At 70.9% G+C, this 21,476-nt stretch carries 21 protein-coding genes; 13 read left to right on the top strand and 8 right to left on the bottom strand.

What is annotated here, in order from left to right; translation table 11 throughout:
• Window positions 1–280: 280 nt before the first annotated feature.
• From DDJ31_RS09885 to DDJ31_RS09870, 4 genes are read right to left on the bottom strand one after another with little or no spacing between them, the layout of a single operon-like run.
• Entirely contained in the window at window positions 281–1,321 is a 1,041-nt protein-coding gene (locus DDJ31_RS09885; protein ID WP_127182875.1) for an NAD(P)H-dependent flavin oxidoreductase, read from the bottom strand.
• The gene (locus DDJ31_RS09880; RefSeq protein WP_127180650.1) at window positions 1,321–2,070 is read right to left on the bottom strand and encodes a CoA-transferase subunit beta; all 750 of its coding nucleotides are present in this window, start codon (window positions 2,068–2,070) and stop codon (window positions 1,321–1,323) included. The genes DDJ31_RS09885 and DDJ31_RS09880 overlap by 1 nt, the downstream gene beginning before the upstream one ends.
• Complete coding sequence (locus tag DDJ31_RS09875; protein ID WP_127180651.1) at window positions 2,067–2,915, bottom strand: CoA transferase subunit A; 849 nt, start codon at window positions 2,913–2,915, stop codon at window positions 2,067–2,069. Before DDJ31_RS09875 ends, DDJ31_RS09880 begins: the two co-directional genes overlap by 4 nt.
• A complete protein-coding gene (locus tag DDJ31_RS09870) occupies window positions 2,916–3,659 on the bottom strand; it encodes an enoyl-CoA hydratase family protein (protein ID WP_127180652.1) in 744 nt (247 codons plus the stop codon).
• A 100-nt stretch (window positions 3,660–3,759) separates the two neighbouring features.
• On the opposite strand from DDJ31_RS09870, the gene DDJ31_RS09865 reads away from it, so the two are divergent.
• Window positions 3,760–4,533, top strand: a complete 774-nt coding sequence (locus DDJ31_RS09865; RefSeq protein ID WP_240678245.1) for an SDR family oxidoreductase — start codon at window positions 3,760–3,762, stop codon at window positions 4,531–4,533.
• Window positions 4,530–5,438, top strand: a complete 909-nt coding sequence (locus tag DDJ31_RS09860; protein WP_127180653.1) for an SDR family oxidoreductase — start codon at window positions 4,530–4,532, stop codon at window positions 5,436–5,438. Before DDJ31_RS09865 ends, DDJ31_RS09860 begins: the two co-directional genes overlap by 4 nt.
• 190 nt (window positions 5,439–5,628) lie before the next feature.
• On the opposite strand, the gene DDJ31_RS09855 is transcribed toward DDJ31_RS09860, so the two are convergent.
• Entirely contained in the window at window positions 5,629–6,543 is a 915-nt protein-coding gene (locus tag DDJ31_RS09855; protein WP_127180654.1) for a hypothetical protein, read from the bottom strand.
• A gap of 73 nt (window positions 6,544–6,616) precedes the next feature.
• Window positions 6,617–8,383 (bottom strand): glycoside hydrolase family 35 protein, encoded by a 1,767-nt coding sequence (locus DDJ31_RS09850; RefSeq protein ID WP_127180655.1) that lies wholly within the window; start codon window positions 8,381–8,383, stop codon window positions 6,617–6,619.
• Window positions 8,384–8,474: 91 nt separating this feature from the next.
• Here DDJ31_RS09850 and DDJ31_RS09845 point away from each other — a divergent pair, with 91 nt between their 5' ends.
• The 10 genes from DDJ31_RS09845 (at window position 8,475) to DDJ31_RS09800 (ending at window position 18,795) form a co-directional block, all read left to right on the top strand.
• Window positions 8,475–9,371, top strand: coding sequence for a helix-turn-helix domain-containing protein (locus DDJ31_RS09845; RefSeq protein WP_127180656.1), 897 nt, complete (start codon window positions 8,475–8,477; stop codon window positions 9,369–9,371).
• 43 nt (window positions 9,372–9,414) lie between these two features.
• Window positions 9,415–9,774, top strand: coding sequence for a chorismate mutase (locus tag DDJ31_RS09840; RefSeq protein ID WP_127180657.1), 360 nt, complete (start codon window positions 9,415–9,417; stop codon window positions 9,772–9,774).
• Window positions 9,775–9,914: 140 nt separating this feature from the next.
• Complete coding sequence (locus tag DDJ31_RS09835; RefSeq protein ID WP_171480799.1) at window positions 9,915–10,508, top strand: response regulator; 594 nt, start codon at window positions 9,915–9,917, stop codon at window positions 10,506–10,508.
• 47 nt (window positions 10,509–10,555) lie between these two features.
• A complete protein-coding gene (gene pepN / locus DDJ31_RS09830) occupies window positions 10,556–13,063 on the top strand; it encodes an aminopeptidase N (protein ID WP_127180658.1) in 2,508 nt (835 codons plus the stop codon).
• A gap of 613 nt (window positions 13,064–13,676) precedes the next feature.
• Window positions 13,677–13,865: a hypothetical protein gene (locus DDJ31_RS09825; protein WP_127180659.1), complete on the top strand. Its 189-nt coding sequence runs from the start codon at window positions 13,677–13,679 to the stop codon at window positions 13,863–13,865.
• A gap of 25 nt (window positions 13,866–13,890) precedes the next feature.
• Window positions 13,891–15,303: a lysine N(6)-hydroxylase/L-ornithine N(5)-oxygenase family protein gene (locus tag DDJ31_RS09820; RefSeq protein ID WP_171480798.1), complete on the top strand. Its 1,413-nt coding sequence runs from the start codon at window positions 13,891–13,893 to the stop codon at window positions 15,301–15,303.
• Between the two features lie 238 nt (window positions 15,304–15,541).
• Window positions 15,542–16,387, top strand: coding sequence for a DUF6531 domain-containing protein (locus DDJ31_RS09815; RefSeq protein WP_171480797.1), 846 nt, complete (start codon window positions 15,542–15,544; stop codon window positions 16,385–16,387).
• On the top strand, window positions 16,342–16,827 hold the full coding sequence (locus tag DDJ31_RS39020; protein ID WP_367396695.1) for a DUF6228 family protein: 486 nt from the start codon (window positions 16,342–16,344) through the stop codon (window positions 16,825–16,827). Before DDJ31_RS09815 ends, DDJ31_RS39020 begins: the two co-directional genes overlap by 46 nt.
• A gap of 1,341 nt (window positions 16,828–18,168) precedes the next feature.
• Window positions 18,169–18,399 (top strand): transposase, encoded by a 231-nt coding sequence (locus tag DDJ31_RS09805; RefSeq protein WP_206280708.1) that lies wholly within the window; start codon window positions 18,169–18,171, stop codon window positions 18,397–18,399.
• A gap of 63 nt (window positions 18,400–18,462) precedes the next feature.
• A complete protein-coding gene (locus DDJ31_RS09800) occupies window positions 18,463–18,795 on the top strand; it encodes an IS3 family transposase (RefSeq protein ID WP_164785005.1) in 333 nt (110 codons plus the stop codon).
• A 72-nt stretch (window positions 18,796–18,867) separates the two neighbouring features.
• Here DDJ31_RS09800 and dapA read toward each other — a convergent pair whose 3' ends face one another.
• Window positions 18,868–19,767 carry a 4-hydroxy-tetrahydrodipicolinate synthase gene (gene dapA, locus DDJ31_RS09795; protein ID WP_127182877.1) on the bottom strand — a complete coding sequence of 300 codons (900 nt, stop codon included), beginning with the start codon at window positions 19,765–19,767 and terminating at the stop codon, window positions 18,868–18,870.
• Between the two features lie 72 nt (window positions 19,768–19,839).
• Here dapA and DDJ31_RS09790 point away from each other — a divergent pair, with 72 nt between their 5' ends.
• A complete protein-coding gene (locus DDJ31_RS09790) occupies window positions 19,840–20,811 on the top strand; it encodes a LysR family transcriptional regulator (RefSeq protein ID WP_127180664.1) in 972 nt (323 codons plus the stop codon).
• Window positions 20,812–20,864: 53 nt separating this feature from the next.
• On the opposite strand, the gene DDJ31_RS09785 is transcribed toward DDJ31_RS09790, so the two are convergent.
• Entirely contained in the window at window positions 20,865–21,287 is a 423-nt protein-coding gene (locus tag DDJ31_RS09785) for a GNAT family N-acetyltransferase (RefSeq protein WP_127180665.1), read from the bottom strand.
• Between the last annotated feature and the right edge of the window lie 189 nt (window positions 21,288–21,476).

Below are 21,476 nucleotides of genomic sequence, written 5' to 3'. Positions count from 1 at the left end.
CGGCTGTCGGTTGCGGTGTTTCCTGCTGACACCGACGACACTAGGGCCGACTCGATCCTGAAATGATCCTGTGAGTGTCCGCGTTCTGTCCCAGCGACCGCGGCCGGGCACCGCAGTTGGATCAAGACAACCGCAGCTCACGGGGTATCCGGTCACGCGGGGACGCCCCCGCCAGGCACCCCGGCGACACACAGGCTTCACTCACCTCAGTCGCCTCTGTCACCGCGGTCATCTGCTGCCTCCGTCGCCTCCGACACCCCCGACACCCGCGTCGCCTCCGTCACCGCCACCCCGCCACGATCCCTTCCGCCTGTGCCATCACCCCCGCCACCAGCTCCGCGCAGGACGGCAGGTCGTCGATGACGCCCGCTACCTGCCCCGCGGCCATCACCCCGAGGTCGGTGCGGCCCTCCACCATCGCCGCCCTCAGCAGCATCGGCGTGTTCGCGGCGAGCAGCAGCTGACTCCACGACAGGTCCTTGCCGTGTCTCAGGGCGCGTCCGTCACGGAGCAGATGACGCCAGGTCACCCCGGACAGCCGGCGGAACGCGGACGCCTCGCGCAGCGCGCGCAGCAGCGCCCTGGTCCGCCCCGCCCGCTCCAGAGCGGCCACCAGATCGCTGCGCAGCATCCGGTGCGGCAGGCCGTCGACGGCCGTCGTGACCGTGATGTCCCTGACCGTCGCGGCCAGATAGCGGGCCTTGACCGCGTCCGGCACCGTCGAGTCGGAGGTCAGCAGGAACCGGGTGCCCATCGCGACACCGGCCGCCCCGTACGCGAGCGCCGCGACCAGCCCGCGCCCGTCGAAGAAGCCCCCCGCCGCCACCACCGGGATCCGGACCGCGTCCACGACCTGCGGCAGCAGCACGGTCGTCGCCACCTCGCCGGTGTGGCCGCCGCCCTCACCGCCCTGCACGATGACCGCGTCCGCCCCCCACGCGGCGACCTTCTCCGCGTGCCGCCGGGCCCCGACCGACGGGATCACCACGAGCCCCGCCTCCTTCAGCTCCGCGATCAGGGCGGGGGAGGGGGCGAGCGCGAACGACGCGACCCGCACCCCCTCCTCGATCATGATCCGCACCCGGTCGCTCGCGTCCACCGCGTCCGCCCGCAGATTCACCCCGAACGGCGCGTCGGTGCGGGACCTGACCTCCCTGACCGCCGCCCTGAGCTGGTCGAGGGTCATCGTCGCCGACGCGAGGATGCCCAGCGCGCCCGCGTTCGCGCTCGCCGACACCAGGCGGGGGCCCGCCACCCAGCCCATCCCCGTCTGCACGATCGGATGCCTGACCCCGACCAGCCGGGTGAGCGCGGTCTCCATCACGCACCGACCTCCCGGGCCCTGGCGCCGCCCGGATCGACGACCTCGCGGATCAGCCGCAGCTCCGCGGGCGTCGGCTCCCTGGTCGGCGGCACCTCCGCAGCCACCGTCAGCTCGAAACCGGTGGCCTCCCTGACCTGCTCCACCGTGACACCGGGGTGCACCGACGCCAGCCGCATCGACCGGTCGGGCGTCTCGAAGTCGAAGACACCCAGGTCGGAGACGACCCGCGGCAGACGGTGGTGGCGGGCACCGGCCGCACGGTCGTAGCCGACCCCGCACACCACGTCGACCCGTTCGACGAAGACCCGCCGCGAATGCCTCGGTATCCAGTAACTCGTCGGGTTGTTGAGCGTGTTGACCGGCGCGCCGCGCACCCCCAGCAGCTGGCGCCTGGGCCGCTCCCAGTCCCCGACGCAGGAGATGTTCTGGTTGCCGAACCGGTCGATCTGGCTCGCCCCCATCATCACGTGCCGCCGCCCGCTCGCGACCAGCTCCAGATGCTGCCGGTAGGGCAGCCACCCCTCCACCGTGCCGTCGAGACCGATCAGCGTGGCCTCCCCGTCGGTCAGCAGCAGGTCCGGCGCGAACGTCCACTTGGCGAGCCGCGCCCCGACCGACGGGATGACACCCATCGGGCTCGCCAGGATCTCCCCGGCCCCACGCCAGGCGTCCGCGCAGGCCACCACGCAGTACTCCGCGCGGGTCGCCCCGCCGAGGTCCGTGCCGTTCAAGGCCGTCCCGCTCATGCCCCCTCCTCCCGCCAGGCCGCGACCGCCGCCCGGTACGCCGCTTCGTCCCCGGCCAGGAACCGGGCCGAGAACTCCGGCCAGGGCGTCGTCGCGTACAGCTTCTGGAACGCCTCGTCCCGGTCGTGGTCGGGCGCGCACGACGTGAAGTGCGCGCCGCCCGGCGCCTCCACCACCCCCGTCACCCGATGGCGTTTGACCAGCAGCGACTGCGGCCCGCCCGTCTTCGCCAGCTCCGCCGTGTCCACCACCCGCTCGCACGACAGATACGCGCTCTCGGCCGCCGCGCAGAACAGGTCGTCGAAGTACGGGTCGGGGCCCAGATACTGTCCGTTGCCCAGCCGGTCCGCGCGGTTGACGTGCACCAGCGCCGCGTCCAGCCGCAGGGCCGGCATCGCGACGAACGTCTCGCCGTCCTCGTACGGCGAGGTGACCGTCCGCAGACCGGGGTTGATCCGCATCACGTCCGAACCGAGCCCCGCGCGCACCGGCAGGAACGGCAGCCGGTTCGCCGCGGCCCGCAGCCCCCACATGAACATCGCCTCATCGATCTCCGCCAGCTCGAACGCGCCACGCTCCCTGGCCGCCCGGTAGTGCGGCTCCAGCGGGATCGAGTCCAGGGTGACGAACGCCGTCACCAGCTTCCGCAGCCGCCCGGCCGCCGCCAGCATCCCCACCTCGGGACCGCCGTACGAGACGACCGTGAGGTCCCGGACGTCGGACCGCAGCAGCGCCCGCACCAGGGCCATCGGCTTGCGCCGCGAGCCCCAGCCGCCGATGCCGAGCGTCATCCCGCTCTCCAGCCGGGAGACGGCCTCCTCGGCCGTCATCGTCTTGTCGCCCACCTAACCGCCCTCCGTCCCGAACGTGTCCCTGACCCGGTCGGCCACCCCGAGCGCGCTCGCCTCGAACGTGAAGCCCTGCTCGAAGCGGTAGGCGCGCCGTACGTCCACCGGATCGATGCCGTTGATCGCGGCCTTCGCCAGACGCAGCAGCTCGCCGTCCTTCGCGGCGATCTCCCGGGCCAGCTCCAGCGCCCCCGCGCGCAGCTCCGCCCGCGCCGTCACCCGCCACACCGAGCCGTGCGCGAGCAGCTCGCCCGCCGTCACCGTGCGCGAGGTGTAGTACAGGGCGCGCATCAGATGCTGCGGCACCAGCCGGGCCAGGTGGGTCGCCGCGCCCAGCGCGCCCCGGTCCAGCTCGGGCAGGCCGAAGACGGCGTCGTCGCTCGCCACGATCGCGTCCGCGTTCCCCACCAGGCCGACACCGCCGCCCAGGCAGAAGCCGTGCACCTCGGCCACCACCGGGACCTCGCACTCGTACACCGCCGCGAACGCCTCGAAACAGCCCCGGTTGGCGCCCACCAGCGTGCTCGCGCCGCCCGCCCTGATCTCCTTGATGTCGACCCCCGCGTTGAATCCGCGCCCCTCGGCGGCCAGCACCACACAGCGGGTCCTCGGGTCCCGGCCGGCCGCGCGCACCGCGTCGGCCAGCGCGAACCAGCCGGACACCGGCAGCGCGTTCACCGGCGGGAAGTCGACCGTGACGACGGAAATCCCCTTTTCCGGGGACGAGGTGGAGACAGCCATCAGCGCATCAGCTACCTTTCCGACCAAGACCTTTCCACCAAACATTTGTTAGGTGTCGAGGGTTCGAAGCTAGCAGCCACCGGATCGGAGCGGGAGCCCTGTGGATAACTCTCGTCACCCACCCCTGGACGGCAGGACCGCCGTCGTCACCGGCGGCACCCGGGGAGTCGGCGCCGGCATCGCCCGCGCCCTCGCCGAGGCCGGCGCCCACGTCGTCGTCTGCGCCCGCAGACCCCCACAACCACCCCTGGAAGGAATCGAGTTCGCCCCGCTCGACGTCCGCGACCCGGACCAAGCACAGGACTTCTTCACCGCCCTGCCCCGCCTCGACATCCTCGTCAACAACGCCGGCGGCGCCCCCTACCGACGCCTCGCCGACGCCGACGCGCGACGCCACGCCCGCGTCGTCGAACTGAACCTCCTCGCCCCGCTCACCGTCACCCTCGCCGCCCACGCCCACCTGCGACGCACCCACGGAAACGTGATCATGATCGGCAGCGTCAGCGGCAGCCGCCCCTCACCGGGCACCGCCGCGTACGGCGCCGCCAAAGCGGGCCTCGAACACCTCGCCCGCTCCATGGCCGTCGAATGGGCCCCGGACATCCGCGTCAACACCCTCGTCGTCGGCATGGTCCACACCGAATCCGCCCCCCTGCACTACGGCGGCCCGGACGGCGTGGCCGCGGTCTCCCGCACGGTGCCCCTCGGCCGCCTCGCCACCCCCGCCGACGTCGGCGCCGCCACCGTCTTCCTCGCCTCCGACGCCGCCGCCTACATCACCGGCGCCGCCCTCCACGTCCACGGCGGCGGCGAACGACCCGCCTTCCTGGACGCCGCGACCGCCAACAAGACCCCACAGGGAGAGCTGAGATGAGCGGAATCTGCCAGGGCAGGGTCGTCGCCGTCACCGGCGCGGGACGCGGCCTCGGCCGGGCACACGCCCTCGCCTTCGCCGCCGAGGGCGCCCACCTCGTCGTCAACGACCTCGGCGTCGGACTCGACGGCACCCCCGACCCCGCGAGCCCCGCGGAACAGGTCGTCGCCGAGATCCGCGCGGCCGGCGGCGAAGCCGTCGCCCACGGCGCCGACATCGCCACCACCGAAGGCGCCGCCTCCCTGATCACCACCGCCCTCGACACGTACGGGCGCCTCGACACCCTCGTCAACAACGCCGGATTCCTGCGCGACCGGATGCTCGTCAACCTCGACGAGGACGATTGGAACGCCGTCCTGCGCGTCCACCTCACCGGACACTTCCTGACCCTGCGGCACGCCGCCGCGCACTGGCGCGCACAGAGCGCGGCAGGCCGCACCCCCGACGCCCGCGTCATCAACACCAGCAGCGGCGCGGGCCTCCTCGGCTCCGTCGGCCAGGGCAACTACAGCGCCGCCAAGGCCGGGATCATCGCCCTCACCCTCGTCGCCGCCGCCGAACTCGCCCGCTACGGCGTCCAGGTCAACGCCGTCGCCCCGGCCGCCCGCACCCGCATGACCGAACACGTCTTCGCCCACACCATGGCCGCCCCCGACACCGGTTTCGACGCCATGGCACCCGGGAACGTCTCACCGCTCGTGGTCTGGCTCGGCTCCGCCGACAGCACCGGCGTCACCGGCCGCGTCTTCGAGACGGAGGCCGGCCGGATCACCGTCATGGACGGCTGGCGACCGGGCCCCACCGACGACAAGGGCGCCCGCCGCACCCCCACCGACGCAGGCCGCACAGCCCGCGCGCTCCTCGCCCAGGCACCACCACCGGAAGCGGTCTACGGAGCGCGCTGACACCCGGCATCACCCTCGGATCACCCCGGCGCCCGCCGACGACCGGTCCTGCACTGACGGCCTGAACCACCCCCGGCGCCCGCCGACGGCCAGGCGCGCGCTGACGGCCTGAACCACCCCCGGCGTCCGCCGACGGCCAGGCGCGCGCTGCCGACCCAACCCCCCCCGGCGCTCCCGCACCCCCCCGCCCCTACGTATCGCACTCCAGCACCGACCCGCACAGCCCGCACCGCGCGCGTACCCGCCCCCGCACCGGCACCCTGATCCGCTGCCCGCACGTCGGACACGGAAACGACACCCGCAGCGGGCCCGCACCCGCACGGCTGAAGTCGTAGCCGTCCCCGGCACCAGGCACCCGCGCCCCGCGCTCCCGCGCCCGCCCGCGCTCCCGCGCCCGCCCACGCTCCCGCGCGTAACGACGCCGGGCCGCCCACCCGGCCGCAGCCAGCGGCGGCCGCCGCTCGTCCGCCCGCGCCCGCGCCAGCCCCTCGCCGTACGCCGTCCACGCCTGCGGACTGGTGAACCAGACCGACGGGTCCTCACCGAAGACCAACGCCCGCTTCGCGACGACGTACCCGAACTCCTCCGGCGTCAGATACCCCAGCTTCTGCGACGACACCGCATCCTCACGGAAGGCGTCGAGCAGCAGCCAACCCGCCCCCAGATACGCCGCCACCGTGTCGGTGAGGATCTCGTTGTCCCGAGTACCGGGGAACGACAGACCCAGACGGTGCAGATACACATGCGCCACCTCATGCGCCAGCGCCGCACCGATGTCCCGCCGATGCGTACGGAACCGGTCGTTCAACTCGACGAAGTACTCCGGCCCCGCCGCAAGTTCGACATCCGCCGCATGCGTCATCTCCCGGAAACCGACGATCATCCGCGCCTCAGGCAACCGGTAGTGCCGCACCAGCTCCCCGGCCACCCGCTGCGCCCCCAGATGCAGGTCCTCGCCGTCACCGAACGCGACATCGGCAGGCGCCACACTCACCGCGAACGCCCGCACCGAGTCGTACGACACCCGCCGGTACAACGCCGTGACAGCCGCCCGCACCGTCTCCAGATGCGGGAACCCGTGCTCCACCGGTCCGCCGTTCGCCACGCCTACCCCCAGACGCCCCGAAGCCGACTCCACTCTACGGCGCGCCCGCCCGCCCCGCACGGACCCCGACACCTCACACCGGCCGCAGCACCAGCGACCCGCCCACCTCCACCGGCGCCCCGTCCAACTCCAGCAGCCACACCTCGTTGCCGCCCTCCCGCAGCACAGGACCAGGCACATACAGCGACCGCTGCGGCCCCACCGACCAGTACCGGCCCAACGCGAACCCGTTCACCCACACGAACCCCCGCCCCCACCCCGGCAGTTCCAACCGCGCGTCCCCCGCGCCCCGCACCTCCACCGCACCCCGGTAAAGCCCCCTCGACCCGTCCCCGGGCAACGCCCGCACCGCCACCGCGTCGACGTCAGCCACCGACTCCAACGCGTCAAGACGCAACCCGCGCGCGCGGACACCGTGCAGGAACTGCCGCTCGTGCAGCAGCCCCCCGGTGATCCCCTTCGCCTCACCGCCCCGCGGACCGTAGTTGACCCGCCCCAGCGACTCCACCCACAGCTCCACGCGCGCGTGCCCGGCGACCGGCACCCCGAGCGTGTCCTCACCCTCCCCGAGCACCCCCGCCCGCACCCCGTCCACATACACCACCGCCAGATCCCGCACCCCCCGCGCCACCAGCGGATACGCCCCCCGAGGCCCCGGCACGTCCACCACGTACCGCACCACACCCCGGTCCACGTCCAGCTCCTCGAACGTCGGCGGCACCGGCCCACCCACCTCGGGACCACCCCACGCCTCCACGACGCCGTCCAGGGCCGCCCACCCCGACAGCACCACCCCCGCCGCCGCACCCAGCACCGCCGGAGCCGGCGGCGGCTGCGGCAGCGGACCCTCCGCGAACCCCGCGAGCACCTCACGGAAACGCCAGAACTTCTCCGTCGGCCGCCCGTACTCGTCGATCGGCGCGTCGTAGTCGTACGACGTCACATCCGGTTCGAGCGGCCCCTCGTGCCGCGCACCACCACCCCGGTTGGCGCCCGCCCAGCCACCGAAACTCGTCCCCCCGTGCGCCATGTACAGATTCACCGACGCACCGCACTCCAGGATCTCCCGCAGCACCCGGGCCGCGTCCCCCGCCTCCCGCACCACATGCTCACCACCCCAGTGGTCGAACCAGCCGCACCAGAACTCCATGCACATCAGCGGCCCCCACGACCGGAACCGGCGCAACGCCCCGAACGCCTCACGCGCGTGCGAACCGAAGTTCACCGTCGCGAGGACCCCGGGCACCGAACCACCGCTCAGCATCTGCCCCTCAGGACCGTCCGACGTGCACAGCGGCACCGTCACCCCGGCCTCCCGCAGCACCTGCGCGAGCCGCTCCAGATACCGCGCGTCCGAGCCGTAACTGCCGTACTCGTTCTCCACCTGCACCAGGATCACCGGACCACCCCGGTCGACCTGCCGGGACACCACCTCGGGCAGCAGCCGCCCGAACCACCCCTCGACCCGCGCGAGGAAACCCGCGTCACGCGTACGCGCCCGCCGCCCCGACTCCCCGGTCACCCAGTGCGGCAGCCCCCCGTTCTCCCACTCGGCGCAGATGTAGGGACCCGGCCGCACGATCGCCCACAGCCCCGCCGCGTGCGCCGCGTCCAAAAACCGCCCCACCGCCGCCACATCCCGCACCTCACCAGGACGCGGCTCGTGCAGATTCCACGGCACGTACGTCTCCACGCAGTTGAGGCCCATCGCCCGCAACAACGCCAGCCGATGCCCCCACTGCTCCTCATGCACCCGGAAGTAGTGCAGCGCACCGGACAGCACCCGCACCGGGCGCCCGTCCAGCAGGAAATCCGCGTCCCCCACCGTGAACTCACTCATGCGCCCACCCTCACCCCCTGGCGGCGACCCCGTCCATGGACAAAGATCACGCCTACTTGGACCGAAGGACGGCCCGACCGAGGGACACCCGATGCACCACACCTGGATGCGGTTCTTCACCCCAGGACCCGCCCACCACCGGCTCGGCCTCGTCTGCCTCGGCGTCGGCCTCCAGCACGGCACCCTGCCCACCGTCGGCCCCCGCGTCCTCGACCACCACACCGCCGTCGTCATCAGCACCGGCGGCGGCCACTACCTCCACCCCGACGGCCGCCCCACCCCCGTCACCGCACCCGCCCTCCTCTGGCTCACCCCCGGCACACCGCACCACTACGCCCCCGACCCCACCACCGGCTGGGACGAAGGCTTCGTCGACTTCACCGGACCCGCCACCGCCCCCTACACCGAACTCGGCTACATCGAACCCGACCGGCCCGTCGTACCGCTCACCGACGCCACCGCACCCCGCGCCGTCATCACGCGCATGGCCCGCGCCGCCCGCCCCGGCAACCCCCTCCTCGAAGTCGAGACCGCCGCCGCCGTCCACGAACTCCTCGTCGCCCTCCGCCGCGCCCGCGCCGACCTCACCCCCGACGGCCACCCCGTCCTGCACGCCCTCGCCCGCGACGCGTTCAAGCCGATGTCCGTCGCCGACCACGCAGCCCGGCACGGCATGACCCCCGCCGCACTGCGCACCGCCGTCCGCCGCGGCGCCGGATGCAGCCCCAAGGACTTCCTCCTCGGCATCCGCCTCGGCCACGCCAAGGAACTCCTCGCCACCACCGAACTCCCCGTCGCCGCCGTCGCCCGCCGCGTCGGCTACCTCGACCCCGCCTACTTCTCCCGCCTCTTCACCCGCCGCGTCGGCACACCCCCCGTCCGCTTCCGCGCCCAACAGGGCAGAACCGTCCCCGGCGGCTGGAGCGACCGGATACCCGACCCCGCGAAACGGCCGACACCGCACCCACCCGGCCCCCGGACCACCTGACCCGACCGGCACACCACCCCGACGCCCCGTAGGGTGGTCGCCCATGACCACCAGCAACACCGGCACCGGTGACGTCGATCCCGCCGTCCGCGAGGAGCTCGGCCGGCTGCGCGACAGCATCGACAACATCGACGCGGCCGTCGTCCACATGCTCGCGGAGCGCTTCAAGTGCACCCAGCAGGTCGGCCACCTCAAGGCCGAGCACCACCTACCGCCCGCCGACCCGGCCCGCGAATCCCGCCAGATCGAACGGCTGCGCGCCCTCGCCGAGAGCGCCAAACTCGACCCCGCGTTCGCCGAGAAATTCCTGAACTTCATCATCGCCGAGGTGATCAGACACCACGAATCCATCGCCTCGGGCACCGACGACCCCGCCAACGGCCCCGCACCGACGGCGCATTGACCTCGGAGGAACCCACAGGGGCGTGACAGACGGCCCGGCGCCGGGCATGCTGCGCTGAGCACTCCTCGTCACCCGACGAGCACGCCCCGTCAGCGGACGTGGATCCACCCCGGTGGACCACCCGGGAGGTACACCGCGTCATGCCGTCGGACGCCGCCATCCTCATCGTCGACGACCACGAGGACACCCTCTACGCCCTGGAGAGCGCCCTCGCCCCCCTCGGCTACCGCCTCCTCCGCGCCACCAGCGGCGACGAGGCCCTCAAACACGTGCTCCGCGGCCAGATCGGCCTGCTCCTCCTCGACGTCCGGATGCCCGGCGTCAGCGGCCTCGACGTCGTCCGCTACCTGCGCCGCCTCGAACAGACCCAGCACATCCCGGTGATCCTGCTGACCGGCTTCGGCACCGACCAGGAACTCACCTCCACCGCCTTCGACCTCGGCGTCGCCGACCTCGTCATGAAACCCGTCGACCCCTGGTCACTGCGGACCAAGGTCCGCTACCTGTACGACGCCCACCAACGCGCCCTCGCCCTCGAACGCGAGGTACGCGCCCTACGGACCCACGACCACAGCCAGAGCCAGCAACAGGAGCAGAGCCAGGGACCGCGGGCCACCGCACCCGCCCCCCAGTCGCCACGCCCACCCCGCCCCCGCGCCGACACCGCCATCCCCGTCCAGCGCGACGGCGAGAACAGGACACCCGCCCCGAAGCCCGCACCCGACCGGACATAAGGAACGAACCGGGCCGCCTCTGTGCCTGCCCCACGCCATCAGGCAGCATGTCCTGCATGTCCGTACTGACGCGCGACGAAGCGCAGACCCGTGCCAAGCTCCTCGACGTCCGCAACTACACCATCGACCTGAACCTCACCACCGGCGACGAGACCTTCGACGCCCACACCGTGATCCGGTTCACCGCCCGCGCGGACGCGGACACCTTCGTCGAGCTGAAGCCCGCCGAACTGCGCTCCGCCACCCTGGACGGACAACCCCTCGACCCCCACACCCTCACCGACAACCGGCTCCCCCTCACCGGCCTCACCGCCGGCGAACACGAACTGCGCGTCGACGCCGTCATGAGCTACTCCCGCACCGGCGAAGGCATGCACCGCTTCACCGACCCCACCGACGGCGAGACCTACCTCTACACCCAACTCTTCATGGACGACGTCCAACGCGTCTTCGCCGCCTTCGACCAACCCGACCTCAAGGCCGTCTTCGACCTCACCGTCACCGCACCCGACGGCTGGACCGTCCTCACCAACAGCGTCACCGAACACCTCGGCCAAGGCCACTGGCGAGCCGCCCCCACCCCACCCATCTCCACCTACCTCGTCGCCGTCGCCGCCGGACCCTGGCACTCCGTACGCACCGAACACCGCGGCCTCCCCTTCGGCCTGCACTGCCGCCGCTCCCTCGCCCCCCACCTCGACACCGACGCCGACGAACTCCTCCAGATCACCCGCCAGTGCTACGACCGCTACCACGAGAAGTTCGACGAGCCCTACCCCTTCGACTCCTACGACCAGGCGTTCGTCCCCGAATTCAACGCCGGCGCCATGGAGAACCCCGGACTCGTCACCTTCCGCGACGAATTCGTCTTCCGCTCCGCCGTCACCGACACCGAACGCCAGACCCGCGCCATGGTCATCGCCCACGAGATGGCCCACATGTGGTTCGGCGACCTCGTCACCCTCCGCTGGTGGGACGACATCTGGCTCAACGAGTCCTTCGCCGAGTACATGGGCTACCAGACCCTCACCGAAGCCACCCGCTTCACCGACACCTGGACCGACTTCGGCGTCGCCCGCAAATCCTGGGGCTACGACGCCGACCAACGCCCCTCCACCCACCCCGTCGCCCCCGACGCCGTCGACGACACCGCCGCCGCACTCCTCAACTTCGACGGCATCTCCTACGCCAAGGGCGCCTCCGCCCTGCGCCAACTCGTCGCCTGGCTCGGCGAGAAGGACTTCCTCGCCGGCATCAACACCCACTTCGCCCGCCACCGCTTCGGCAACGCCGCCCTCGCCGACTTCCTCGACTCCCTCGCCTCCGCCACCGAACGCGACGTCCACGCCTGGGCCGACGCCTGGCTGCGCACCACCGGCGTCGACACCCTCACCCCCACCCTCACCACCGCACCCGACGGCACCCGCACCCTCACCGTCACCCGCACCGGCAACCGCCCCCACCACATCGCCGTCGGCGTCTACGACCACGACCTCACCGACGACAACCGGCTCGTCCCGCGCGAACGCCTCCACCTCGACATCCCCCAGCACACCCCCAACACCCTCGGCAAAACACCCGCCCTCCTCGTCCTCAACGACGGCGACCTCACCTACGCCAAGATCCGCTTCGACGCCCGCTCCGCCGAAACCGTCCACACCCGCCTGCGCGGCCTCCCCGACCCCCTCACCCGCGCCGTCGTCTGGAACGCCCTCCGCGACGCCGTACGCGACGGCGAACTCCCCGCCACCCGCTACCTCGACACCGCCCGCACCCACCTCCCGCACGAGACCGACCTCGCCCTCGTCCAAGGCGTCCTCGCCTTCGCCATCGGCCCCATCGCCGACCGCTACCTCACCCCCGACCAACGCCCCGCGGCCCTCGCCACCCTCACCGGACTCTGCCGCGACCTCATCCGACGCACCGAGGACGGCGACAACCCCGGCCTGCGCCTCATCGCCGTACGCCACCTCATCGACGTCGCCGCCCACCCCGACACCATCGCCGCCTGGCTCGCCGATGGCACCGTCCCCGGCGGCCCCGAACTCGACCCCGAACTGCGCTGGCGCGTCCTCGGACGCCTCGCCGTCCTCGGCGCCACCGACGAGAACGCCATCGCCGCCGAACTCGACCGCGACCCCTCCGCCACCGGACAGGAAGGCGCCGCCCGCTGCCGCGCGGCCCTCCCGGACCCCGAGGCCAAACGCCGCGCCTGGGACGCCATGTTCACCACCGACGCCCTCTCCAACTACCTGTTCACCGCCACCGCCCGCGGCTTCTGGCAACCCGAACAGGCCGACCTGGTACGGGAGTACGTCCCCCGCTACTTCAAGGACGCGCCCTCCGTCGCCGCCCGCCGCGGCCCCGCCATCGCCGCCGCGGCCGGCCGCTGGGCCTTCCCCGCCCACGCCGTCGACAAGGAAACCCTGCGCCTGGGCGAGAAATGCCTGCGCAAGGCCGACCCCACCCCCGCCCTGCGCCGCAAACTCATCGACGAACTCGACGACCTGACAAGGGCGTTGCGGGTACGCGACACCCATACCGAACAGGCGTAACCACCCCGACAGCCCTCACCACGGCCCACACCCCGCGAACACCCGGCCCCGGACGGCACGTTGACGCCGCCCGGGGCCCCGCACATCCCGACCCGCACGACACCCCACCTCCACAGGCGACGAGACCCGGGCGACGCCCCCTGACGCCGTCCCACCCCGCAGCACCGGCCCGCCCACGACCGACGTGGCCGACGCGGACGTTGCTTCCGTGACCGCCTCCGGTCGCCGTCGATGTCGCTTCCGTGACCGCCTCCGGTCGCCGTCGATGTCGCTTCCGTGACCGCCTCCGGTCGCCGTCGACGTCGCTTCCGAGACCGCCCCCGGCCGCCGTCGACATCGCCTCCGAGACGCCCCGGCCGCCGCCGACGTCACGCCCGCCACCGCCCCGGCCGCCCCCGCCGTCCCCTCCCGGGACCGCCCCCGGGCCCGCGCACCCACCGCCCCCGGAACCCCACTGGCCACACCACCCCCACACGCCCCCCGGGCCCCCGATCCGACAGGTTTTCCCCGGACGGGAGTACCCCCATTCGGGTCGCGATCGTTGAACCTCCCAGGCACCCGCCCACCACGGCGGCCAAGCTGGAACTCCTCAGCCCGGCGCCCGGGAGGACACATGAGCACGCACGTCGCACCAGAACCCGACGGCCCCCGCCCCCACCCCCGCGCACCGCCGCTCCCCACCGTCCTCGACGCACCCACCGACGACGGCGCCCGCGACCGCCACGACCCCACTCCCCGCAGGCGAACCCCGAACCACCCCACCGCCCCACCACCCGCACCGACACCCCGGCCGCCCCGCTGAACCCCGTGGAAGGACACACCCCCGCATGACCCCCACCCCCCACCACGACCCCGACACCATCCACGACCTCGTCGGCATCGGCATCGGCCCCAGCAACCTCTCACTCGCCGCCCTCGCCCACCCCCTCACCGACCTCGACACCGCCTTCTACGACCAACGCCCCACCTTCACCTGGCACCCGGGACTGCTCATCGACGGCGCCCGCGTCCAAGTCCCCTTCCTCGCCGACCTCGTGACCCTCGCCGACCCCACGAACCCCTGGACCTTCCTCAACTACCTCAAAAGCCGCGACCGCCTCTTCCCCTTCTACTTCACCGAGCAGTTCCACATCGAACGCGCCGACTACGACGCCTACTGCCGCTGGGTCGCCGAACAACTCCCCGCACTCCACTTCGGCCACCAGATCGACGCCGTCCGCTGGAACCCCGAACGCGCCCTCTTCGAAGTCGACTTCACCCAACTCGACGCCGACGGCGAAGCCGAAGCCCTCGGCCGCACCCACACCCGCGACATCGTCCTCGGCATCGGCACCGCACCCCACATCCCCGAACCCCTCAAACCCCTCGTCGAGACCCCCTCCGCACCCGTCATCCACGCCGCCGACTACCTCACCCACCGCGACACCCTCCTCAGAGCGGGCCACGTCACCGTCATCGGCTCAGGACAGTCGGGCGCCGAGATCTTCCTCGACCTCCTCCGCAACCGCCCCGCCGGCCACGAACGACTCCACTGGCTCGGCCGCACCGAGGCCTTCGCCCCCATGGAGTACTCCAAACTCGGCCTCGAACACTTCACCCCCGACTACACCCGCTACTTCCACGCCCTCACCGAACACACCCGCGACCACCTCGGCGCCACCCAATGGCAACTCCACAAAGGCATCGACGCCGACACCATCGCCGCCATCCACACCGAGCTGTACCGCCGCACCCTCCACGGCGGCTGGCCCGACACCGTCCTCACCCCCGGCGTCAGAGTCCGCACCGCGGGACGCATCGCCACCACCAAGATCGAACTCCACCTCGAACACCCGCAGCAAGCCACCCGCACCCGCCTCACCACCGACGCCGTCGTCCTCGCCACCGGCTACCAGGAACGCCCCCTCGACCACGTCCTCGCCGGACTCGACCCCTACCTCCGCCGCGACAACAGCGAACGCCCCCGCATCGACGAACACTTCCGCCTCGTCCTCGACCCCTCCGTCACCGGCACCGCCTACGTCCAGAACGCCGAACGCCACACCCACGGCGTCGGCGCCCCCGACCTCGGCCTCGCCGCCTGGCGCAGCGCCACCATCCTCAACTCCCTCACCCGCAAAGAGACCTACCGACTCCCCACCCGCACCGCCTTCACCACCTTCGGACTCGAACAACGCACCCCCCACATCCCCGCCGCCCGCAAACCCCCCACCCTCACCCCCCTCACCGACGGCAGATGACCCCCGACCCACCGGGATCACCGCGGCTCGACCCACCGCGGGGAAAGTCGTGCCCACACGTGCCCACTCGTGCCCTCGACGCACCCCTTCGGCGTGCCCGCAAAAGAGCAACACACCTCGCCGCCGCGGCAGTTGTCACCACGAACGCCCGCGCGCTGTCCCTCCCGCCTACCGCCGGCGCGGTCGCGGACGACGCCGAGCCGGTCTCGGCCCGGGGCAAGGACACACCCGGTTCACCATGCCGGAGGTGAAGACCGGCTCCACCAAGCCGGCAGCCACCCGCCCGGAGCGGCAGCCATCGAAGGCACTGGCCGCCTGGCGCAAGGCCCAGAAGGACCACGCCACCAAGCCGCCCCGGTCCGGCACCGCGCTCTTCGCCGCTGCCCAGGACACCGGCATCTTGAGTCTGGTGCCGGAAGGGCAGGCAGACGCGCCCTGGCACCGCATCACCGACCTCGCGATCACGGACGCGCCCACCGCCAGGACCGACTACTCGACCGGCAACCCGATGCTCACCGGGACCGACTTCGACATCGCGGGCGTCTGCCGGCGTCTCACCCTCACGCGCACGTACAACTCCCCGGACGCGCCGTGGGGGAAGGTGTCGCAACGGTGGTGGCAGCAGTACGAGCGCCACCTCTCGCTGGGCAGCAGCGAGGTGATTCTCTACGACAACAGCGGCGCCACCGTCCGGTTCACCAAGAACAGCGACGGCTCCCTCACCACACCGAAGAGATACTCGCAGGAGCTGAGGAACAACATCGACAGCGCGACGGACGCAATGGAATCGGGCAGCACCCCGGGCAACGTGGCCGAGTACGGCTTCAACACCCGCAACAACCTCGACACCGCCCCGCTGCCCACCGGCGGTACGACGACCAACCACTGGCAGACCCGGGGGTTGATACTGGTGGGCTCGCGTATTCAAGTGTCGCCAGTTGATCAATCTGACTCCGGAATCACTACTGCCCGTGACGTTCCTGGCTGGGATCTGGGTGTGGAGCCCCAACGACGACGGGACGTAGCACGGCGTCGTAAATGGCGATGGCCGGGCCGTGTTGGCGTCTTTATCCTCAGTGGGTGAGTCTGATCGAGGTGGTTCCTGGGCAGGTCGAGCTCGTCGTTCGGGGGGTGGGGTCGCAAGCACCCTCTGTCCGGTTGTTCGACTGGTCGCGGACAGATGAGTTCGAGGTCGTGTTCGCCGTGGAGGCTGTCGATGACGGCCTGCGCGCACGAATCGGGGCCGTGACCGTGTCTGCCTGGGACGGTGCGGGATACCTGACCGAGTTTCTCGACGGTCTTGCGCGTGACTTCCGCGGTTGGGAGGGCGTGCGGTCTTGGGTCAACAACGAGCTGGTCGTGGCAGCGACGTTCGGTTCGGGCGGTCACGTGTGCCTGAGCTGGACCTTGCGAGCCGACGTCTTCTCCAGCGGCTGGGAGTGCACTGTGACGACCGTGATCGACGCTGGTGAAGAGCTGGCGACTGTCGCTGCCGAGGTGCAGGAATTCCTCCGCCAGGGGTAGCCGTCCCAGTGGCCCCGAAGCAAGCACTCATGCGCGCTCGGGCTCTCGGAACTGGAGGGCTCCCTACTTCTCTGGTTCCCCGGGGTGCCCAGCCTGTTGGTGACCTTGCGTGATCTCCGGCGGCGTATCGGCTCCAGGTTCCTCCGGTCTCGTTGCGGAGGCGGCTTGTGGTCTTGTCGTGGTAGCCGAGAGTGTCCGCGACGACGGGTGCGGGCAGTTCGAGGAGTTGCTGGCGGATGGCGGCGCCGCGGGCGGCGGCGATCGGGATTCCGACCTGGTTCAGGAGCGCGGACAGGTGGTTGGGGTCGAGGGGTTGGCCGGGGACGGCATCCTGGGAAGAGCCAGCGGGACGCCGGGTTGGTGGCGGTGTTCATGTTGCCGCGGTTCGTGATGTGCTCCAGCAGCAGGGCGGCGACCGGTGCGGGGACGGGTGAGGGCGGCTTACCGAGTCGTAGCAGCACGGTGTCGCCGTCGCGGATGACGTCGTCGATGGTGAGCCGGACGACGCGGCTCAGCGGTTGTGCGTAGAGGAGAACGATGACTCCGGCGACGCGGAGTCGCATCGGTATCTCCGTACCGGTCAGAAGCCTGCCCAGGGCGGCGAGGCGTTCGTCCTCGCTCAGTGCGGGCCGACGGGAGATCTTCATCGCCGGGATGGCCAGGGAACGTCGGCAGTGCCGGCCCTGCATGGCCCAGTTGAGGAAGCCTCTCAGACGGGTGCGAGCGTTCTCGGCGAACCAGGCGTCGATGTCGACCTGGCCGCAGGAGGCGAGAGTGGTGTTCCGCTCGCTGAGCCAGTGCAGGAAGGCGGTCGTGTACTTGATCTGTTCGCTGGCGAAGCGGCGGATGCCGGGTGTGATGTGGCTCCGCTCGGCGCGGGCCCGCAGCCCGGGGAGGACGTGCCAGGTCGCGAAGAGCCTGATCGTCTTGGTGTGCTCGGGATCGGCGGTGTCGGCCAGGTGAGCGGGAAGCCAGCGCGCAAAGGAGCAGAGGTGCTTGTCGACCGCAGGCAGGACTCCGCATGCCATGAAGGGTTCTTCCAGATGAGAGGCCGCTCGCCAGGGCTGGAGTTCGTGGAACGCGTCGTGGGTCAGCGGAATCTCGCCCAGGCCGAGCCGGCGAAGCAGCCGCGAGGCGTTTCCCAGTTGCCCACGGCGCATGTCCAGCCAGGCCAGTCCGCTTCCGGGCTTGTCCATCGTCACCAGCAAGTCGAGCAACGAGACCAGCGCGGGACGGACGCGGCCCGTGCCGTCGTCGAGGAGGACGGTCGCGCCTTGACCCCTGATGTTGGACACACGAGGCACTGGATCCTGAGGATCTGAGAGCGGACATCTCGTGGTCATGAAGAACTACCCGCCGGAGTTCAAGGCGGATGCGGTCGCTCTGTATGAGTCGCGGCCCGATGCGACGATCAGGTCGGTCGCCGCCGATCTGGGGATCAGTCCGGAGACGCTGCGGAACTGGGTGCGGGCTGCCGGAGCAAGCCGTCCACGGGGACGCCGGACGCAGGAACCGGCCCAGCCGCCGGTACCGCTGGAGGCAGAGAACGCGGCTGCGGAAGAAGGTCCGTGAGCTCGAGGAGGAACGCGAGATCCTGCGGAAGGCCGCCAGGTATTTCGCCGGGGAGACTCGCTGGTGAACCGTTTCCAGTGCGTCGCCGACCATCAGCGCCGCTCCGGCGTGAGGCGGCTCTGCAGCATCCTCGGCGTCAGCCGCTCGAGCTTCTGCTGCTGGCGCCGGACAGCCGCGAACCGGGCCGCCCGGCAGGCGGCCGACGCACAGCTTGCCGCCCGGATACGGGCGGTGCACCGCGAATCGGACGGTACCCACGGCGTCCCCAGGATCACCGCCGGGCTCCGCGAGACGAACGGTGAGGCTGTCAACCACAAGCGGGTCGCCAGGATCATGCGGGAGTCCGGGATCGAAGGGGTCCGGTTGCGCCGAGAGCGACGACTGACGGCCCGGTGAAGTGTGCTCGCGGAGGTGCCATTGCGTGGGGCGATACAGGCCGTGAATCGTTAATGGTCGCTGAGGGCATCGCTATTCACCCAAGTCAGCCAGCCGCCTCAGCGTTTCATCCACCGAATCGCGGTGGGCAGGCAGCAAGGGTAGACGCACGTCCGGGGTGGGAATGCGGCCTTGTGCATGCAGTACGCCCTTGATCACAGTGGGGTTGGGTTCAAGGAAGGCCGCAGCCGACAGCCTCGCCAGGCGATGCCCGAGCTTCCGTGCTCGTGCGAGGTCACCTTGGTGCCAGGCGGTGGCCAATTCTGCGAACCGGCTGGTGGCCAGGTGCGCCGAGGCGAGGATGCCGCCTGCCGCACCGAGTGCCAGCAGGGGGGACAGAAACGGATCATCTCCAGCCAAGACCACGAAGTCGGGCGGGAGTTCACTCAGCAGGTCCACTGTCTCCTGATCGATGCCGTCCTGCGCGAGCTTGACTCCCACGACACCGGGGATTCGTCCCAGCGCGCGCAGGGTGGACGCGTCGAGAGGCTGCCCAGTGCGATACGGGACGTGATACACCACCAGGGGCAGGGGGCTGCCGTTTGCCAAGCGGATGAAATGCGCGAGAACGCCGGCCTGCGAGGGACGGCTGAAGTAAGGGACGGGCACCAGTGCGGCGGCGGCCTCCGGCCACCGTGAGAGCTCCGCGAGGGCACGTTCGCTGGCCTGGGTGTCATTAGTGCCGGCACCGATCATCAGGACTGCGCCGCGTTCTTGGCAGACCCGGGCGCACACGTTGATGACCGTGGTCTTCTCTTCGGCGTGGAGTGTGGCTGCCTCGGCGGTCGTACCCAGGGCGACGATCCCGGCGGCGCCCGCGTCCAGCATGGCACGAGCGAGTTCTTCGAGGGCGTCCTCCGCGATACGTCCATCGGCGGTGAACGGCGTGACGAGCGGTACGTGAACCCCATGCAGGGGTGGGTGTTGAGCCATGGTCACGAGGGTGACCTTTGGTGATCGTGTAGGTCTAGTTCGCATCTATGAGGCTGAGCGTAAGCTGAGCTGATGCTCGATGTTCGACGCCTGCGCCTGCTGCGGGAACTGTCCCTGCGCGGCACGATTGCCGCGGTCGCCGAAGCGCTCGCGTTCACTCCGTCAGCGGTCTCCCAGCAACTCAGCGCCCTAGAACGCGAAGCAGGTGTGCCCCTTCTGGAGCGAACGGGGCGGAGGGTCACCCTCACCCCGGCAGGACAGAAACTGGTCCACCATGCAGAGGCCATTTTCGAACGCCTGGAACAGGCCACCGCAGACCTGGTCGACACACGTCGCGGCTTGGCGGGCCCCTTGCGGATCGGCACTTTCCCCACCGCCACCCGAGCGATAGTCCTCGCGGCGCTGGCCTTTCTCGTTCATCAGCACCCGGGCCTGGAACCCATGGTGCTGGAGATCGACCCGGCAGGGGTCGCAGGCGCCCTGCGCGCGGGCGACCTGGACGTTGCGCTCATCCATGAATACGACTTCGTGCCGTCACCTGCCGAACCAGGCCTGGCAGCTCAACCTCTTTGTACTGAGTCCATGTACCTCGCATCAACGTCATCCGCGCCGGGAGAGGCAGCCGACGGATGGGTGATCGGGCACTGGAAGGACTCACCCTGGATCACGGCGACCCCGGGAACGCTATGTCACGCGATGACCGTCCGGGCCTGCCAAGCCGCCGGCTTCACCCCACATGTCCGGCATCAGGTAGATGACTTCGCCACAGTGCTGGCCCTCGTCGCAGCCGGCCAGGGCGTCGCCGTCGTGCCGCACCTTGGAATCGTGGACCCGATGCCCGGGGTGACACTGACCAGGTTGCCGATACACAGGCGAACCAAGATCGCTTATCGCACTGGTGCCGCTGGGCACCCGGCGGTCGCAGCTACTGCTGTGGCCTTACGGGGGTCCGTTCCACGCGAGCTGACCTGCATAGAGGGAACGCCACTCCCACGGTCGATACCGGGACTTCCTGTTGTCTACCCAGCAAGCTCGCCTTGCTGAGCGTTGCGGGGGGGGGAGGGGGGGAGAGAGAGCGGGGGAGAGAGAGCGGGCTTTCACACGAGGGGCTTCGTCCAACGGCGCCAGTGTGGTTCGGGCGCGTACCCGGCAGCATGCCAGGCACGTTGCCCGAGTTCGTTGTCCTCCAGCACCATCGCGTCCCCGCGACGCCCGCCGAGAGTGATGAAGCGATGTTCTGCTGTTTCCAGCAGGGCACTGCCAACGCCCTGGCGGCGCATACGTGGGTCCACAGCGAGGCGGTAGAGGTGACAGCGCCAACCGTCCGAGCCCGCGATGACCGTGCCTACCATCCGGCCGGCGCGCTCCGCGATGACAACCGCCTCGGCGTCACGGGCGATGAGGCGGCTGACACCAGCCTCGTCGTCACTAATGCTCGTTTCCTCGGCGGCGGACTCCCAGAAGTCCAGCAGTGCGGAGACGTCGTCGGAGGTAGCTGAACGGATGGTCAGATCAATCATGATCAGAGATGGGCATACGCCGCTGATTATGTTCGAAGCGATTTACTGATCGTTTCACAATGAGGTCTGTGAGGGACGGGATGCTGGGATGCCCGGCTTCGTCCGTAGGATCACTCCATGCCTGCTGATGAACGCGTAACCCGGTCCACGTTCTCCGGCCGTATCCAGCCCGTAGCGGCTCCTCAGCCG

This window comes from Streptomyces griseoviridis (genome assembly GCF_005222485.1).
Lineage (GTDB): Bacteria > Actinomycetota > Actinomycetes > Streptomycetales > Streptomycetaceae > Streptomyces > Streptomyces hintoniae.
The sequence above is the reverse complement of the archived record's forward strand: the minus strand, read 5'-3'. Positions and strand labels throughout refer to the sequence as shown.